The organism is Prauserella sediminis (assembly GCF_014195435.1).
Classification (GTDB): Bacteria; Actinomycetota; Actinomycetes; order Mycobacteriales; family Pseudonocardiaceae; genus Prauserella; species Prauserella salsuginis.
The window spans coordinates 76,083-88,802 of the sequence record NZ_JACIBS010000008.1; the positions used below are offsets into that span (position 1 = coordinate 76,083).

Sequence of the window (12,720 nt, forward strand, 5' to 3'; positions counted from 1 at the left end):
CCGGCCGGGACCGCCGGGTGCTCAGCGGCTGGTGCGCCGCCGCCGACGCTCGGCCGACCGTGTGCGCGGGCGCAGGAACGCAGGACCCCTGCCGGGATGCGCGGCGGCGTGCCGGATCCGGCGTTCGCGCGACGGCGTACCGGCGACCCGGGACAGCGCCGCGGACGCCCGCGACGGCGCGGCGACCGCCCTGCGGCGGCCCCCGTCGCGCCGCAGGCCGCCCGGCCACCACACGCGAGTCCGGCGGACCGGGAACGCGGGGCGCTGAAAGACGGCGACCGCCACCGCGACCAGCGGCACCAACGCCGCCGTCACAGCCGTGACCCAGGTGGTCGCCGTAGCGAGCGGATGCGTGAGCGTGATCAGCCCGACCACGACCGCGGGCGCCCCGGAACCGAGGTAGAACGCCACGTGCAGCGCGCCGGTGATCGCGCCGGTGCGTGCGACGGGTGCGACGGCGTCGACGGCCGCGGCCGCACCGCCGTAGGCCAGGCCGTGCCCGGCACCGGCGATCACCGCGGCCACGAGGGTCACCACCGTCGACCCGCCCGCCGTGAACGCCAGCAACGCCAGGCTCGTCAGCAGCGCGGCGAGCCCCAGTACCTGCGCCCGCCGGTCCCGCAGCCTGGCCACGAACGGCTGGGTCGCCACCGAGCACACCAGCACCAGCCCGAGAATCGCGCCCGTCACCGCGGGGCTGGTCTGCCCTGCCCGGTTCAGCAGCGTCGGAATGATGGCCAGGAACAGGCCCGCCACCATCCACGCGACGAAACCCGCGGCAGCCGCCGAGGCGAACACCCTGCGCATGCCGCGCGGGATCGCCGGCTTCGTGGGACGCCACCCCGCACGACCCGACGTGCCCGCCGCGACGGTCATCCCGGGGGCGCTCCCGCCCAACCCGGACACCAGGCGCCACCCGAGCGCCAACAGTCCGAGGTGGAGCACGAACGGCACGGTCTCCGGAGCTGGCGCGTACCGCGCGAGCAGCCCGCCGACGACCGGTCCGGCGGCGGTGCCGCCCACGAACGCGATGCCCGCCAGTGCCGCGGGTGCGATCCGCCTGCCGCCGTGCAGCGAGGTGAGCGCGCTCGCAGCCGCCGTCGCAGCGCCGAGCGCAAGGCCCTGTGCCCCGCGGCCCAGCAGCAGCCACGTGGTGCCGGTGGCGAACACGAAACACGCCGAGCCGGCCGCCGCGACGATCAGCGCCCCACGGAGCACGGGACGCGCACCGAGCGCATCGGCCGCCTGCCCGAACAGCAGCAGCGCCGGCGCGCTGACCAGGGCGAACGTCGCGTACACCACGGTCATCGTCAGATCGTCGACGCCGAAGGTCTGCTGATACGCCGGATACAGCGTGCTCGGCAGATAGGCGCCGAAAGTCAGCACGGCGAGCACGTAGGCACCGGTGCGCGCGGGCGAGCTGAGAAGTGGGCGGTGACGAGGGGAAGCGAGACGTTCCAGCAGCACACGACCATGGTGCCGAGATTATTCGGTGAGGAGAATCAAACGATTTTCATCATGACCGTGCAAAATGACTGCATGATCGACCCGAAGTTGCGGGTACTCCAACTCGTCGCGCAGCACGGCACCGTCACTGCGGCCGCGGCGGCCTCGCACTACACGCCGTCGGCGGTCTCGTATCAGTTGCGTCAGCTCGCCGAGGAACTCGGCGTTCCGCTGATCGAAGCCCGCGGCCGCGGAATCCAGCTGACCACCGCGGCGCGTACCGTGCTGCGGCACGTCGACGTCCTGTCCGCGCAGGCCGAACGCGCCCACGCCGAACTCGCGGCCCTCGCCGGCGAGCCCAGCGGCCCGTTCACCGTGTGCGGCTTCTCGACGGCCGCCACGCACCTGCTGCCCCCGGTCGCGGCGGCCCTGCGCGATCGGCACCCGCACGTCCGCATGCGGGTGATCGAGGCCGAGCCGGGCCGGTGCTTCGACCTGCTGCTGGCCGGTGACGTGGACCTCGCCCTGGTGATCAATACGGCCCACACACCGCCGACCGGCGACGACCGGTTCCACCAGCAACCGCTGCTGGACGATCCGCTCGACCTGGTCGTGCCCACGGACCACCCGTTCACCGCACGTCGCCGCGTCACGCTGGCGGACGCGGCCGACCAGGAGTGGATCGTCGGACGGCCCGGCACCGCTTACCACGACCTGGTCCGCACCGCGTGCTCCGCAGCCGGCTTCTCCCCGAACATCGCGCACTACGCCGACGAATGGGACACCGGAGCGGCGCTCGTCGCACAGCGGTTCGGCGTGATCCTCGTGCCCCGGCTGGCACGGCTGCACGACGACCGTCCCGTCGCGCGCGTCCCGCTGTCCGGCGATCCCGCACCCGCACGACGGGTGATCGCCGCGACCCGCAGCGGCCACGCCGGGCACCCGCTCGTGACCGAGGCGCTCGACGAGATCAACGAGGTCGCGGCCCAGCTCCTGCCCACGGAAGCACCGCAACCGCGGTGACCCGCCGCCGCGCGCGGTGGGTCGAGCCGGCCCCGGACACGCCGCGCGGTTCCCGGCCCCGGATACACGTCCGGCGCCGGGAGCCGAGGGCTCACCGGCGCCGGACGTGGTGTGAGCGAGGGCTACGCGGGCACGTTCAGCAGCAGCGCGTCGCCCTGGCCGCCACCGCCGCACAGCGAGGCCGCACCGAGGCCGCCGCCGCGACGGCGCAGCTCGTGCACCAGGTGCACGGCCAGCCGGGCACCGGAGGCGCCGATGGGGTGGCCGAGCGCGATCGCACCGCCGTTGACGTTCACGATCTCCGGGTCGACGCCGAGCTTGTCGGTCGAGACGAGGCCGACGGCCGCGAACGCCTCGTTGATCTCCACGAGGTCCAGCGACGAGGCGTCGAGCCCGGCCTTGCGCAGTGCCGCGCCCACCGCGTTCGACGGCTGTTCGTGCAGGCTCGCGTCGGGACCGGCGACGACACCGTGCGCGCCGATCTCGGCCAGCGGGGTCAGGCCCAGCTGCTCGGCCATCGCCGGGCTCGCCACGACGACCGCGGCCGCACCGTCGGAGATCTGCGACGCCGAACCGGCCGTGATCGTGCCGTCGGCGGCGAACGACGGGCGCAGCTTGCCCAGCGACTCCGGCGTGGTGTCCCCGCGCACACCCTCATCGGTGTCGAACACGACCGGGTCGCCCTTGCGCTGCGGCACCTCGACGGGCGCCAGCTCGGCGGCGAACACGCCGTCGGCGATCGCCTTCGCCGCACGCTGGTGCGACCGTGCGGCGAACTCGTCCTGCTGCTCACGGGTCAGGCCGTAGCGCGCGTTGTACTTCTCCGTCGACACGCCCATCGCGACCTGGTCGAACGCGCAGTGGAGGCCGTCGAAGGCCATGTGGTCGACGAGCGTCGCGTCGCCGTACTTGAACCCGGAGCGCGACTTCGGCAGCAGGTGCGGCGCCTGGGTCATCGACTCCTGGCCGCCGGCCACGACGAGGTCGAACTCGCCCGCCCTTACGAGCTGGTCGGCCAGCGCGATGGCGTCCAGGCCGGACAGGCACACCTTGTTGATCGACAGGGCGGGCACGTCCATCGGGATGCCCGCGTCCACGGCGGCCTGCCGCGCGGGCATCTGCCCCGCGCCGGCGGTCAGCACCTGACCCATGATCGTGTACTGCACCTTCTCGGGCGCCACGCCCGCCTGCTCGAGCGCCGCCTTGATGGCGACACCGCCGAGCTGGGCGCCCGAGAAGTCCTTCACCGAGCCGAGCAACCGGCCGATCGGCGTGCGGGCCGCCCCCAGGATCACGGAACCGGACACGTGTCTTCCTCCAAGCGTTGACGATGCTTCTCGGCGCTGACCCGGCACGCCTCGCGTGCCCTGTGCACCAGCGGCGCTTCACCGGGGAACGATACCGGTCGCCGCGGCGGAATCGGACTCCGCGGCGGCCCAACCCACGGTGTGAACAAGCGCACCCCAACCGGCGTTCCGGTGGCCCTATCCTGCGCGTATGCAGCAGCAGGCAACCGCGGCGCTGGCGCCGTACATCACGACGATCGACCACGTGGGCGTCGCCGTCGCCGACCTGGACGAGGCAATCGCGTTCTACCGCGACAGCTTCGGCCTCGAGGCCACGCACGTCGAGGTCAACGAGGAGCAGGGCGTGCGCGAAGCGATGCTGCACGCACCCGGCGACGAGAGTGGCACCGCGGTGCAGCTGCTCGCCCCGTTGCGGGCGGAGTCGACGATCGCGAAGTTCCTCGACACCAAGGGACCGGGGTTGCAGCAGCTCGCCTACCGGGTCACCGATGTCGAGGCCGCCGCACAGGCGTTGCGCGACAAGGGATTGCGGATGCTCTACCCGGAGGCCAAACGCGGCACCGCGGGCAGCAGCGTGAACTTCGTGCACCCCAAGGACGCGGGCGGCGTGCTCGTGGAACTGGTGCAGCCCGCCTGATCCGCCAGGGCCGGATGCCCGCTCACGGCGTTGCCGGGAACGCCGTGAGCGACACTGTTCCGGCCGCTAGTGCTGGCCCGCCATCCGATGTGCGGCGCTGGCCACCGGTACCGCCGCCGCGCCCACGAGCACGGTCAGCCCACCGATGATCCAGGACGTCCACGCCGCGCCGGTGAAGGCCGTGTAGCCCATCACCCACGGAGACACGAACGCCAACACACCGAGTACCACCTGGATTCCCTCACCGACGATCATGCCGGGCATGGCCAGCGAGACCAGCCCGTCGATGGCGATGAGCGCGCCGAGCACGGACATGGTCCACGCTGCCGCGGTGTCCGTGCTCATCCAGACCGGGGACAGCGCCAGTACCGCACCGAGTACGACCTCGGCCCAGTCGTGCGGCCGGGTCCACGCACGTGCCGGATGAGTCGATGATCCGGCCATCGTGATCACCTCCTGGAGATCGGCCCACGGAGGGCACACCATGTGCCCGCCGTCGGGGTCGACCGCCGGACCACACGCCGGCAGGTGCGCTGGTGCCCGCCTGCCGAATGCTTGGGTGACGACGGCGGCCCCTCACCTCAGCATGCGCTTCCGGGTGCCCCCGGTCAATGCCGCCGGCGATGGTTCGGACGTCGCCGTTTTCCCAGCGCAAGACGGAATCGGCAGGCACTCGACAGCCGGGCCGCGGCCCGGCTGTGAATCCCGTGTGAAGCACCGCGGCGCCACGGGCGCATTCGGCGGCGTGGCGATCACGCGTGCGGTTAGGGTGGGGACATGAGCCTTGGCGACGAACGGGATCTCGTGCCGCTGGGGGCCGGCTTCGACTTCGAGAAGCGCGGCTACAGCCGGGCACAGGTGGATGAGCATCTGGAACGGCTGGACGCCGATCTGCGGATGCTCACCTCCGACCGCGACGCGGCGATCTCCCAAGCCGGCGATCTGGCGAAACAACTCGAATCGGCCCGCGTCGAGATCGACGACCTGCGGGGCCAGGTCGACCGCCTCGCACAGCCGCCGACGACGATCGAGGGGCTCTCGGAACGTCTCCAGCGCATGCTGCGGCTCGCGCAGGAGGAGGCCGCCGACACGCAGGCGCGCGCCGAGGCCGAGGCCGGGCACATCCGCGCCAAGGCCGAGGCTGACGCCAGCGCGATGCGGGCCCGCTACGAGCAGCTGTTGACGGAGCTGGCCGAGCGGCGCCGCGAGATGGAGGCCGAGCACCGCAAGGTCATCGCGGACGCGCGGGCCGAGGCCGACTCGATCCTCACCAAGGCCAAGGACGAGCGCGAGCGCCTCGACACCGAGGCCGAGCAGCGCCGCACCAAGGTCGAGGAAGACTTCGAGATCGCGATGGCCACGCGTCGCACCGAAGCGATGCGTGAGTTGGCCGAGCAGGAGGCCGCGAGCAAGGCCGAGGCAGAACGCCGGGTGCGCGAGGCGACCGAGGAGGCCGCCGCGATCCGCGCCGAGGTCGCCGAGGAGCAGGCCACGGCGAAGGCCGACATCGAGCGGCGGCAGCGCGAGTCCGTGGAGGACGCCAACCGGCGCAAGCAGAACTCGATCAGCGAGGCCAACGCCCGCGTCGCCGAGGCGACCGACGAGGCGAACCGGCGCGTGCGCGAGGCGACCGAGGAAGCCAACCGCCGGGTGCGGGAAGCGACCGAGCTCGCCAAGCGGCGGGTCTCCGACGCCAAGGACAAGGTCCAAGCGCTGCGCACGCTGCGACACAAGGTCTCCGACCAGGTCCTGTCCGCGAAGTCGATGCTCGCCGAGGTCGACGCAGCCATCGAGGGCAAGCAGTCCGGCACTGACTCGTCGCTGCCGCAACGCAACGGCCAGAAGGCCCACGCGGGAGCATCGGCCGGTGCGTCGGGAGCGGAAGCGACTCGCGAGTAGGTACGGTGTGGCCCCCGGTACGGCGACCGGCTACTGTTCGGCCTGCAGTACCACCGAGGTTCACCGAGCCCGCTGGAGGATGCGAGAAGCATGGCCGCTTACCAGACCGTCATCGTGGGCACGGACGGGTCCGACTCGTCCTACGCCGCCGTGGACCGGGCCGCCGCCGTCGCCGCGGACGCCGGCGCCACCGTCGTGATCGTGTGTGCCTATTTCCCCGCCAGCAAGGACGAGGTGCTGCGCGCGCAGGACGAACTGGGCGACGAGGCGTACCAGGTCGTCGGCTCCGCGCCGGCCGAGGACACGTTGCAGTCGGCGCGGGACCGCGCGCTGAAAGCCGGCGCCCGTGACATCGAAACGGTTGCTGTCAAGGGTGAGCCGGTGGATGCACTGCGCAGTACCGCCCAGGAGCGCCGCGCCGATCTGCTCGTCGTCGGTAACCGCGGGCTCAACACGCTCGCCGGCCGCATCCTCGGCTCCGTGCCGTCCGAGGTTGCGCGCAAATCCGGCGTCGACGTGCTGATCGTGCACACCACCTAGGCCGCCCGTGGACGAGGCGCTCGCGCGCCGGCTGGAGCGAATCCTCCTCGACGGCAAGCGCAAGTACACGCGACAGCAGGTCGCGGACAAGGCCGGCGTTCCCCCGGAGCGGACGAAACGGCTGTGGCGTGCGCTGGGCCTGGCGACAGCCGCTGACGACGAGACCGTGTTCACCGACGCCGACGTCGAAGCCGTGCGCATCGTCGACCGGCTCGTGACGGCCGGGCTGCTCGACGAGGAACTCGAAACGTCGGTGGCCCGCGCCGTCGGCCTGCACCTGTCACGACTGGCCGAATGGCAGGCCGATCTGTTGTGGTCGCTGGTGGCCGACAACCCGAAGCTGGCCGGCGACGAACGCCGCATCGGCAAGCTCGTCGAAAGCGTGCTCCCGGAGCTCGAACGGGTGCAGAACTTCGTCTGGCGGCGCCACCTCGCCGCGTACTCGGCGCGCCTGCTCACCGGTGCCGACGAGGAACCGGAGTCGCGCACCGAAGTCGTCGGATTCGCCGACATGGTCGGTTACACCCGGATGACCCGCCGGGTCGACGAGGCCGAGTTGAGCGCCGTATTGGAGCGGTTCGAAGCGCTCGCCTCCGACATCATCGCCGACCGCCACGGCCGGATCGTGAAGATGATCGGCGACGAGGTGCTGTTCGTCTGCGACGAACCCGCCGACGCCGCCGAGATCGCCCTTACCCTGTCCGAACGCGCCGGTGAGGACGAGGACCTGCCGCACGTGCGGGTCGGCATGGCGGCCGGCCGCGTGCTGAGCCGGTTCGGCGACGTGTACGGCTCGGTGGTGAACCTGGCGAGCAGGCTGACATCGCTCGCCAGGCCGGGCACGGTCCTGGTGGACCGCGAACTCGGCCGCGAGCTGGACGGACTCGACGACTTCGACGTGCGGTCCCGCCGCGCCACCTCGGTGCGCGGCTACAGCCGGCTCCGCCCCGGAGTGCTGCGGCGCGCAGGTGCGACCCGGCGGGTGTCGAGCGGCCAGCAGCTGGCAGCGGACCTGCTGGGACTCAGCCGGACCGACCGCGACACCGGTCCCGGCACCGAGCACGACGCCGGGACCGATCGCGACGGCTGACGGCGGCCGGCACCGGTGACGGACGGACCCGGCCGGTCTGCGACGTGGCGCAAGCGCCGGCGGCCGGCGGGAGTGCGCTACTTCTTCTGGTACCGCTCGCGGCGCACCGTGGCCTTGCGTCCCTTGATGCTCGTGCCCTTCAGCGCGGCGATCACGTCCTCCGCCGCTCCGGAGGGCACGTCGACGAGCGAGAACCGATCAGCGATGTCGATGGCACCGATGTCGCGGCCACGCAGTCGCGACTCGCCCGCGATCGCGCCGACGAGATCCTGCGGCCGGACGCCCGACGTGCGGCCGACGCCGACGAACAGGCGCGTCATACCCGGGCCGACGGCGCGGGCGCCCTTCTGCTTGCCGCCGGGACCGTTGCCCTGGCCGCCCTCGCGCTTGCCACCGCGTTTGCCTTCCGCCGGCGGCCACGCCTTCACCTCGGGAATCTCTTCCTCTTCGGTGATGGAGCCGCCGGCCTCGTGCGCCAGTTTGACCGCGGCGAGCGCGATCTCGACGACGTCGTACTCGTCGGCGAGCGGCTCGACGACCGAGCGGAACCGGTCGAGATCCGCGGTGTCCTGCAGCGCCTCGGTCAGCGAGGAGCGGGTCTGTTCGAGCCGCTGCGCACGCAGATCCGCGATCGTCGGCAGCTTCTTGACGGCGATCTTGTGGCCGGTGACGCGTTCGATCGTCTTGAGCATGCGGTGTTCCCGCGGCTCGGCGAGCGTGATGGCCGTACCCTCACGGCCCGCGCGGCCGACGCGGCCGATCCGGTGCGTGTACGACTCGGGCGCACTCGGCACGTTGTAGTTGACGACGTGCGTGAGCTGATCGATGTCGAGTCCGCGCGCCGCCACGTCGGTCGCGACGACCAGGTCGGCACTCGACCCGCGGAGACGTTCGACGACCCGGTCGCGCTGCAGCTGATTCATGCCACCGTGCAAGGGTTCGGCCCGGTAGCCGCGGCCGTTGAGGGTTTCGGTGAGCGTGTCCACCTCGTCCCGGGTGCGACAGAACACGATCGCCGCTGCGGGCGATTCGACGTCCAGCACACGGCCGAGCGCCGCCGGCTTGTGCCCGCGCGGCACCACGTAGGCGGTCTGCGTGATCGGCGACTCGGCCCCGCCGGCGGTGCGTTCCCTGCCGACGCTGATCTGCACGGGGTCGGCCAGGAATCGCTTGACGAGACCGTTGATGCGCGGCGGCATCGTCGCGGAGAAGAGCATCGTCTGCCGCTCCGTGGGCATCTCCGCGAAGATCGCGTCGATGTCCTCGGCGAAGCCCATGTCGAGCATCTCGTCGGCCTCGTCGAGCACCGCCATACTCAGCTCGCCGAGCGACAGCGTTCCCCGCGACAGGTGGTCGAGCGCGCGGCCCGGCGTCGCGATCACCACGTCGACGCCGCGTTCGAGCGCCTTCAGCTGCCTGCCGATGGGCTGCCCACCGTAGATCGGCAGCACGCGCGTGCCGAGCTCGCTGCCGTAGCGGTGCAACGCCTCGGAGACCTGTACGGCGAGTTCGCGGGTCGGTGTGAGCACGAGCGCCTTGGGACCGGCACCCTTCCCGTGCCCGGTGATGCGCTGCAGGATCGGCAGCGCGAACGCCGCGGTCTTGCCCGTGCCCGTCGCGGCCTGCCCGACGAGGTCGCGCCCTGCCAGCATCGGCGGGATCGCCTCCCGCTGGATGGGGGTCGGCTCCTCGTAGCCGAGCGACGACAGCGCGCCGAGCAGCTCCGGCCGCAGGTCCAGGTCGGCGAACGTCACGCCCGCCTCGCCACTGCCCTCGTCGGAGTCCACGGTGTCGGCCGCGTCCTCGTCGGTGTCGGCCGCGGCGGTGTCCGCGGTGGCGTCAGCGGCGGGACCGGGTGTGTCCTCGTCTTCGTCCTCGGCCGTGTCGTCGTCGGTGTCGGTGTCGGTGTCGGCCGTGTCGTACCCGGCTTCGGTGGTGTCGGCGGTCGCTGCGACCGCGGCGGTGGGCTCGCCGGGGTTGGGGTCACCGGCGTTGGAGTCGTTGTCGTCCGACGTGGCCGCTGCGCCGGTGGCGCTATCGGTACTGTCGCCGGTGGCGGTGTCGTTCACTGTGGTGGACCTTCCTGATCCGGGGAATGTGCGGCGACGCCACAGCCGTGACATCCCCGACAGAGGTGACCACCGGCCGCAGGTGCTGCGGCGGTGGGGGTGCGTTCACCGCGACGCCGGGAGTACGGCGTACTGGCGGACGTACAGGTCGGTGTAGGTGACCGGGCCACGCGGGCCAGGCACGCGGTCCAGGTTGATGCCGGTCTCCGGCACGCCGAGCAGCTTGAAGCCGTCGAGCAGCCGGGTCGGGGCGTTCCAGAACACGCCGGTGCCCTGATAAGCGTCGAAGAAGGCCTCGGCCGTGGCGGAGTCCTCGGTCGCGATGCCGGCGGCGAGGCCGGAAGTCTGCTCGTTGGCGATCGCCACGGCCTCTGTGAGGCCGCCGACGGGAGCGACGGTAACCGTGGCCTCGCGGTCCGAGTCCAGGGCCCACTCGTAGCCGATCGGGTGCTCGTGCGGCGGCAGCGACGGGGTCACTCCGCGGCCGGCGAGGGCCTCGGAGATGACCGGCCACAACCGGTCGTAGACCGCGGAGTGGACCAGCAGCAGGTTGAGCCGGTTGCAGACGCCGAGCCGGTCGAGGCTGCCGCTGACGAGACCGGCCACCGTGTCGGCGTCGGCCGCCTCGTCGACGTACAGCACGCCGCCGCCGTCGGCGTGCGCGAGCGTGCGCACGCCGCAGTTCGCACCCTCCGTCGCCAGCGCGCGCGTGGTCTCACCGCTGCCACGCAGGATGACGAGCGGCACGAGGTTCGGCAGGCGCACGAGCGCCGCCGCGGCCTCCCGTTCGGTGCGCGGGACGAGCTGGACGACGCCGGCGTCGATACCGGCCGCGGCCAGGGCGGGGGCGACGACGATCTCGATCAGCCGCTGGGCCGAGCCGAGCGCGGCCGAACCGGTGCGCAGCACGCCCGCGTTGCGCGATTTGACCAGCTGCGAGGCCACGTCGACCGTGACGTTGGGCCGCGCCTCGTAGTTCGCGCCGATGACACCGACCGGCCTGCGCCGCTCGACGAGCTTCAGCCCGCCGTCGAGCGCGGACACGTCGACCGAGCGCGCCTGGTGCGGGGCACCGGCGAGCAGCCGGAGCTGGTCGGCCATCCCGGTCAGGCGGTCCTCGGTGATGGTGAGCCGGTCGAGCAGACCCGCGCTCATCCCCTCGGCGCGCGCACGAGTCACGTCGGCGTCGTTGGCAGCGAGAATGTCGGCCCGGTACTCGACGAGACGGTCCGCCATCGCGGTCAGGGCGACGTCGATCGCCTCGTCCGACGCGGTCGCCAACGACGGCGCCGCGTGCTTCGCCACTCGCGCGCACTCCTCGACAGCCTTGGCGACCTCGTCCGTCACAGCCTGAGCCCTTCCCCGCTCGCGGGCGCCGGGCCCGCAGTCGTCCGCACCGTCATCGTCACGGTGTCGACTCCTCAGTGTGCCCCACCGCCGGTGCGTGCCCACGGGCGGTCCCCGGGTCGGGCACCTGCTCAGGGGGCTACAGCGGCCCGCCGACGGCCGGATCGACGAGCAACATGCCGCCCACGACGGCACAGCCTCCGATCAGGACTCCGAGCACGAGCAGCCACAGCGCCGCAGGCAGGCCGGTCAACCGGGCCAACTGGTCGATGTCCGAGTCGCGGGCGGCACCACGACGGCGTTTGCTCTGCAGCTCGAACAGCGGCCGCACCGCACCCAGGATCAGGAACCACGTCACGACGTACACGAACACGGCCTGCACCCCTGGCGGGGCGAACCACGCCACGGCACCGAGCACCGCCGCCGCAACCAGCACGGAGAAGACCCCGTAGGCATTGCGGACGAGGACCAGCACGCCGAGCAGCAGCACCGCGGTGACGCCGAGGACCGCCGAGAGCTGCTCGGCCCACACCAACCACGAGAACAGCAGCCCCAGCAGTGCGGGCGCCGGGTAGCCCGCCAGCGACGTCAGCACCATGCCGGGGCCTTCGGGACGGCCCCGCGAGACCGTCACGCCCGAGGTGTCCGAATGCAGCCGGATTCCCTGCAGCCGCCTGCCCACCGCGAGCGCGGCGAGCGCGTGCCCCGCCTCGTGGACGATCGTCAGCAGGTTCCGCGCCAGCCGCCACGGCGCTCCGGACAAGACCACGATCAGCGTGGCCACGCCGCTGAGGAGAATGATCGTGCCCGCCGTCGTGACGTCCAGATCGAACGCCCGGGTGATCTCGTCGATACCGTCCTGCACCGCGCCAGCTCACCACAACGGATGTCGGGTCGTGGTGACACCCCGCCCGCGGGCACCCTGCTTGCCGACACCCCGCCCATTGAGACCCCGCCCATTGACACCGCGCCCACCGGCACCGCGCCCACCGGCACCGCGCCCACCGGCACCGCGCAGCACCGCGGCGAACCTGATCACGAAGCTCGCCCAGCTCCGGTACGGCCGCCATCGCTCGGCCACCTCGGCGGGCGGCCGGTCGTAGAGGTCGGCCATCGCCGCCAGCAACAGCCTGTCGTGGGCGGGGAACACGTCGGGGTGCCCGGCCCCGCGGGCGACGATCAGCTCGGCGGACAGCGGCCCGATCCCGGGAAGCTGCCGGACCAAGTCGACCGCATCCCCCGGATCCATCGCACGCAACGCAGCCGCGTCGAGCAGTCCGGACTCCGCCGCGTCAGCGACGATCGCCAGCCGCTCGCGCTTGCCGGCCGACAGCCGTGTCGCGGGCGAGACCGCCCGCAACT

Annotated in this window: 11 protein-coding genes and 1 pseudogene; 5 read left to right on the forward strand and 7 right to left on the reverse strand. The window is 72.3% G+C overall.

The genetic code is table 11. The features are described from left to right. Positions 1-21: 21 nt before the first annotated feature. Positions 22-1,467, reverse strand: coding sequence for an MFS transporter (locus tag FB384_RS23900; RefSeq protein ID WP_183787095.1), 1,446 nt, complete (start codon positions 1,465-1,467; stop codon positions 22-24). Between the two features lie 51 nt (positions 1,468-1,518). Here FB384_RS23900 and FB384_RS23905 point away from each other — a divergent pair, with 51 nt between their 5' ends. Continuing rightward, positions 1,519-2,469, forward strand: coding sequence for a LysR family transcriptional regulator (locus tag FB384_RS23905; protein ID WP_228726650.1), 951 nt, complete (start codon positions 1,519-1,521; stop codon positions 2,467-2,469). Positions 2,470-2,591: 122 nt separating this feature from the next. Here the strand turns inward: FB384_RS23905 and FB384_RS23910 are convergent, their stop codons facing one another. Further along, the gene (locus FB384_RS23910; RefSeq protein WP_183787096.1) at positions 2,592-3,776 is read right to left on the reverse strand and encodes an acetyl-CoA C-acetyltransferase; all 1,185 of its coding nucleotides are present in this window, start codon (positions 3,774-3,776) and stop codon (positions 2,592-2,594) included. 190 nt (positions 3,777-3,966) lie between these two features. On the opposite strand from FB384_RS23910, the gene mce reads away from it, so the two are divergent. Next, a complete protein-coding gene (mce, locus tag FB384_RS23915) occupies positions 3,967-4,413 on the forward strand; it encodes a methylmalonyl-CoA epimerase (protein ID WP_183787097.1) in 447 nt (148 codons plus the stop codon). 66 nt (positions 4,414-4,479) lie between these two features. Here the strand turns inward: mce and FB384_RS23920 are convergent, their stop codons facing one another. Further along, a complete protein-coding gene (locus tag FB384_RS23920) occupies positions 4,480-4,857 on the reverse strand; it encodes an SPW repeat protein (protein WP_183787098.1) in 378 nt (125 codons plus the stop codon). Positions 4,858-5,190: 333 nt separating this feature from the next. Between FB384_RS23920 and FB384_RS23925 the strand changes: the two genes are divergently transcribed. From FB384_RS23925 to FB384_RS23935, 3 genes are all read left to right on the forward strand, one after another. After that, on the forward strand, positions 5,191-6,312 hold the full coding sequence (locus FB384_RS23925; protein WP_228726651.1) for a coiled-coil domain-containing protein: 1,122 nt from the start codon (positions 5,191-5,193) through the stop codon (positions 6,310-6,312). Positions 6,313-6,402: 90 nt separating this feature from the next. Continuing rightward, positions 6,403-6,852, forward strand: coding sequence for a universal stress protein (locus FB384_RS23930; RefSeq protein ID WP_183787099.1), 450 nt, complete (start codon positions 6,403-6,405; stop codon positions 6,850-6,852). 7 nt (positions 6,853-6,859) lie between these two features. Next, complete coding sequence (locus FB384_RS23935; RefSeq protein ID WP_258936132.1) at positions 6,860-7,942, forward strand: adenylate/guanylate cyclase domain-containing protein; 1,083 nt, start codon at positions 6,860-6,862, stop codon at positions 7,940-7,942. 77 nt (positions 7,943-8,019) lie between these two features. Here the strand turns inward: FB384_RS23935 and FB384_RS23940 are convergent, their stop codons facing one another. The 4 genes and pseudogenes from FB384_RS23940 to FB384_RS23955 form a co-directional block, all read right to left on the reverse strand. Then, the gene (locus FB384_RS23940; protein ID WP_258936272.1) at positions 8,020-9,729 is read right to left on the reverse strand and encodes a DEAD/DEAH box helicase; all 1,710 of its coding nucleotides are present in this window, start codon (positions 9,727-9,729) and stop codon (positions 8,020-8,022) included. A gap of 387 nt (positions 9,730-10,116) precedes the next feature. After that, complete coding sequence (locus tag FB384_RS23945; protein WP_183787101.1) at positions 10,117-11,358, reverse strand: aldehyde dehydrogenase family protein; 1,242 nt, start codon at positions 11,356-11,358, stop codon at positions 10,117-10,119. 139 nt (positions 11,359-11,497) lie between these two features. Further along, positions 11,498-12,223 (reverse strand): M50 family metallopeptidase, encoded by a 726-nt coding sequence (locus FB384_RS23950; protein ID WP_258936133.1) that lies wholly within the window; start codon positions 12,221-12,223, stop codon positions 11,498-11,500. A 9-nt stretch (positions 12,224-12,232) separates the two neighbouring features. After that, positions 12,233-12,720, reverse strand: a pseudogene (locus FB384_RS23955) (hypothetical protein); the annotation flags it as partial.